Below are 3,808 nucleotides of genomic sequence, written 5' to 3' on the forward strand. Positions count from 1 at the left end.
CTGCCCGACGGGCCCGATGAGGTCGTCGTCAACCAGGCGCTCCTCGACGAGGGGGTCCGGGTCGGCGACTCCGTGGAGCTCCCCGAGGTCGACGGCCCCCGGGAGATCGTCGGCGTGGGCCGCGACGCGACGCACCGTACGCTCCCGGTGCTGGCCGGCCCGCGGGGCTCGCTGATGGCCGAGCGCCCCGACGACGTGCGGTACCTCGTGGACGGTCCCGAGATCACCTGGGACGACGTCCCTGCGCTCAACGACCTCGGCATCCTGGTCACCTCGCGTGCCGTCCTGCTGGACCCGCCCGCGGGCGTCCAGGAGGAGTGGGACTACGACCAGGGGTACGTCCAGGACACCGTGTCGGTCGGGATCCTCATCGCCGTGATGGTGCTGGTCGAGGTCGTCCTGCTCGCCGGTCCCGCCTTCGCCGTCAACGCGCGCCAGCACACCCGTACCGTCGCGCTCGTCGCCCTCAACGGCGGCACTCCCGCGCAGTCGCGCCGCGTGGTCCTTGCCTCGGCCCTCGTCCTCGGAGTGGTCGCCACCGGGCTCGGCCTGGTGGCCGGGCTCGGGGTGGCGCGGGGCGTGCTGGGGCTGGTCCAACGGATGGACCCCACGTGGTTCGGGCCGTTCGACGTCCCGTGGGGGTGGCTGCTCGTCGTCGCCGCCTTCGGGACCGCGAGCGCCCTGATGGCCGCGGCCGTACCGGCCTGGACGTCGGCGCGCCAGGACGTGGCGCGGGTGCTGGCCGGACGCCGCGGCGACGCCGCACCGCGTCGCGGGCTGCCGGTCCTCGGGCTGGTCCTGCTCGGCCTCGGCGTGCTCGGGGTGGCGGCCGGTGCGATGGGCACGGCCGGGGGCTCGGGAACGCTCGTCCTCGCGGGCTCCATCGTGGTGGCGGTCCTCGGCATGGCCCTGGTCGTCCCCGTCGCCATCCAGCTGGTCGCCGGACTGGCCGCGCGCTGGCCCTTGGCCGCCCGGTACGCCACCCGCGACGCGGCGCGGCACCGTACCCGCTCGGTCCCCGCCGTCGCCGCGGTGGCCGCCACCGTCGCGGGCGTGGTCGTCATCGGGATCGCGTCGAGCAGCGACTACAAGGAGCGGGAGGAGACGTACGAGGCGTCCGCCCCGATGGGCACCTCCGTCATCACCCGGTACGAGGAGATCCTGCCGGGGCAGGAGGTCCCTGCGACGACCGACCCCTTCCCGGCGCTGGCACAGGTCGTGGCCGAGGAGGTCCCGTCCGCGCAGGTGGACCAGGTGTACGGCTTGTCGTCCGTCGAGGGCGACCAGCAGGTGTCGTGGTCCGTGAAGCGCCCCGGGGAGGACTGGTGGTTCGAGAGCTCCTTCATCGGGGTCGGACCGATGGTCGTGGTCGCCGACGACGCCTCGGGTCTCGCGCTGACCGACGCCGAGGCCACGGCCGTCGACGCGGCGTTGTCGAGCGGGAAGGCGGTGGTCTTCACCGACGAGAAGGTCGAGGAGGTCGACCTGTCCGCGGAACGCTGGCGCCCGGGGGTCGACGAGTACGACGTGGACGTGGAGACCACCTTCGCCGCCGTCGCCGTGGACGTGGAGGGGTTCGCGCCCGCGCAGGCCGTCCTGCCGCGGTCGCTGACCACCGAGCACTCCCTGCCCGTGGTCGTCCAGGCGCTGCGCCTGCCCGACGGGCTCTCGCGCGCGGAGGAGAAGGCGGTCGAGGAGCGCATCGCGTCCGTGGACCCGGACGCCTCGGTGTACACCGAGCGCGGCTACGAGACGCCGCCCGAGGAGGCCATCGCGAACCTCGTCCTGTGGGGGGTGGGCGCGCTGCTCATGCTCGCCGGCACCCTCACCGCGACGTTCCTCGCACTCGGGGACGCGCGGCCCGACCTGGCCACGCTCGCCGCCGTCGGAGCGGCGCCGCGCACCCGGCGTCAGGTCGGCGCCTGGTACGCCCTGGTGCTGGCGGGGATCGGCACGGTCATGGGCGTGGCCGTCGGGTTCGTGCCGGGGCTCGCGATGGCGTACGCGCTGACCTCCGAGGGCGGGTACGTCGAGGGGGAGGCGGTGGGCCCGTTCTTCGACGTGCCGTGGCTGCTGATCGCCAGCGTCGTCGTGGTGCTGCCGCTGCTCGCGGCGGGCGTGGTGTGGGTGTCCACGCGCTCCCGGCTGCCGATGGTGGCGCGGATCGACTGACGCTCGGGCGCTCGGGCCGCGCTCGGGCCGCGCTCGGGCCGCGGGCGGCCCCCCTTGTAACGCGCAGTTGTTGCCTCTGACCGTCCGGCATGCCGTCGCGGAAGAGACAGGGACTGCGCGTTACAAGGGGTCGGCGCCCGCCCAACCCCGACCCCTCCGTACAAAAAGTCAGGCTTGACTGTTTGTTAGTGCGCGGGCCAGACTTCCCGCATGCCCGTCACCCGCGTCCCCCAGGAGGAGCGCACCCGCGCCATGCGGGCGCGCCTGCTCGAGGCGACCGTGCAGTGCCTGGTCGAGGTCGGCTACACCGGCACCTCGACCACGCTCGTCTCGCAACGCGCCGGCGTCTCCCGCGGCGCCCAGCTGCACCACTTCCCGACCAAGGCCGACCTCGTCGTCGCCGCCGTCGAGCACCTGACCGAGGCCCGCGGTGCCGAGCTGGCGGCGGCGCTCGCCCTCATCCCCGCCGGCCCGGGCCGTACGCGCGCGGTGCTGCAGGTCCTCGGAGAGCACTTCTCCTCCGACGTCTTCTCCGCCGCGCTCGAGCTGTGGGTCGCCGCGCGTACGGACGCGACGCTGCTCGAGGCGGTCGGACCGCTGGAGCAGCGGGTCGGTCGCGACGCCCACAACATGACCGCCGCCGCGCTGGGGGTCGACCCCACGCAGCCCGGCACCCGCGAGCTCGTCCAGGCCACCCTCGACCTGGTCCGCGGGCTCGGGCTGGCCAACACGCTCGGCGACGACAGCCGTCGCCGCAACCGCATCCTCGACCAGTGGGCCCTCACGCTGGACGCCCAGTTCGGGGCCCCGACCGACGACCAGGAGACCCGATGAGTGTCCTCGACCAGATCCTCGCCGACCTCACCGCCGAGGGGGACCAGCTCGAGCGCGCCGTCGCCGGGCTCGACGAGGGCGGCTGGCGTACGGCGACTCCCGCCGAGGGCTGGGACGTGGCCACCTCGGTCGCCCACCTCGCGTGGACCGACGAGGTCGCCGTGCTGGCCGCCGGCGCCGGTACGCCCGAGGGCAAGGAGGCCTGGGACGCCGTCGTGATGGAGGCGATCGGCAACCCCACCGGCTACGTCGACGAGATGGCGCTGGCCGGCGGCTCGGTGGCTCCTGCCGACCTGCTCGCCCGCTGGCGCGCGGCCCGTCCCGCGCTCGCCGCGACCCTGCGCGACCTCCCCGAGGGCTCCAAGATGCCGTGGTTCGGCCCGCCGATGTCCGCCGCCTCGATGGGTTCGGCCCGCTTCATGGAGACCTGGGCGCACGCCCTCGACGTGTACGACGCCCTCGGGCTCACCGTGGAGCCCACCGACCGCATCCGCCACGTCGCGCACATCGGTGTGCGCACCCGCGGCTACTCCTTCGTCAACAACGGCCTCGAGGCGCCGGCCGAGGAGTTCCGTGTCGAGCTGACCGCGCCCAGCGGCGAGGTGTGGACGTACGGGCCCGAGGACGCCGCGCAGCGCGTGAGCGGCAGCGCGTACGACTTCTGCCAGCTCGTCACCCAACGCGTGCACCGCGACGACACCGACCTGGTGGCCACCGGCGCGGACGCCGAGACGTGGCTGACGATCGCGCAGGCGTTCGCCGGTCCCGCCGGCGGCGGCCGCGAGCCGAAGGGTGGCCAGGC

The 3,808-nt window shown here is 74.4% G+C and carries 3 protein-coding genes; all 3 read left to right on the plus strand.

All coding sequences use genetic code 11. The features are described 5' to 3' along the window. A partial coding sequence (locus ACI379_RS16335) for an FtsX-like permease family protein (protein WP_439793180.1) occupies positions 1-2,172 on the plus strand: 2,172 nt, incomplete at its 5' end. A gap of 210 nt (positions 2,173-2,382) precedes the next feature. Then, entirely contained in the window at positions 2,383-3,006 is a 624-nt protein-coding gene (locus ACI379_RS16340; RefSeq protein WP_439793181.1) for a TetR/AcrR family transcriptional regulator, read from the plus strand. Further along, on the plus strand, positions 3,003-3,808 hold an 806-nt coding region (locus tag ACI379_RS16345; protein WP_439793182.1), incomplete at its 3' end, for a TIGR03084 family metal-binding protein. The genes ACI379_RS16340 and ACI379_RS16345, both read left to right, overlap by 4 nt.

Origin of the sequence: Nocardioides sp. (assembly GCF_051876515.1) — a bacterium.
In the GTDB taxonomy this organism is placed as follows: domain Bacteria; phylum Actinomycetota; class Actinomycetes; order Propionibacteriales; family Nocardioidaceae; genus Nocardioides.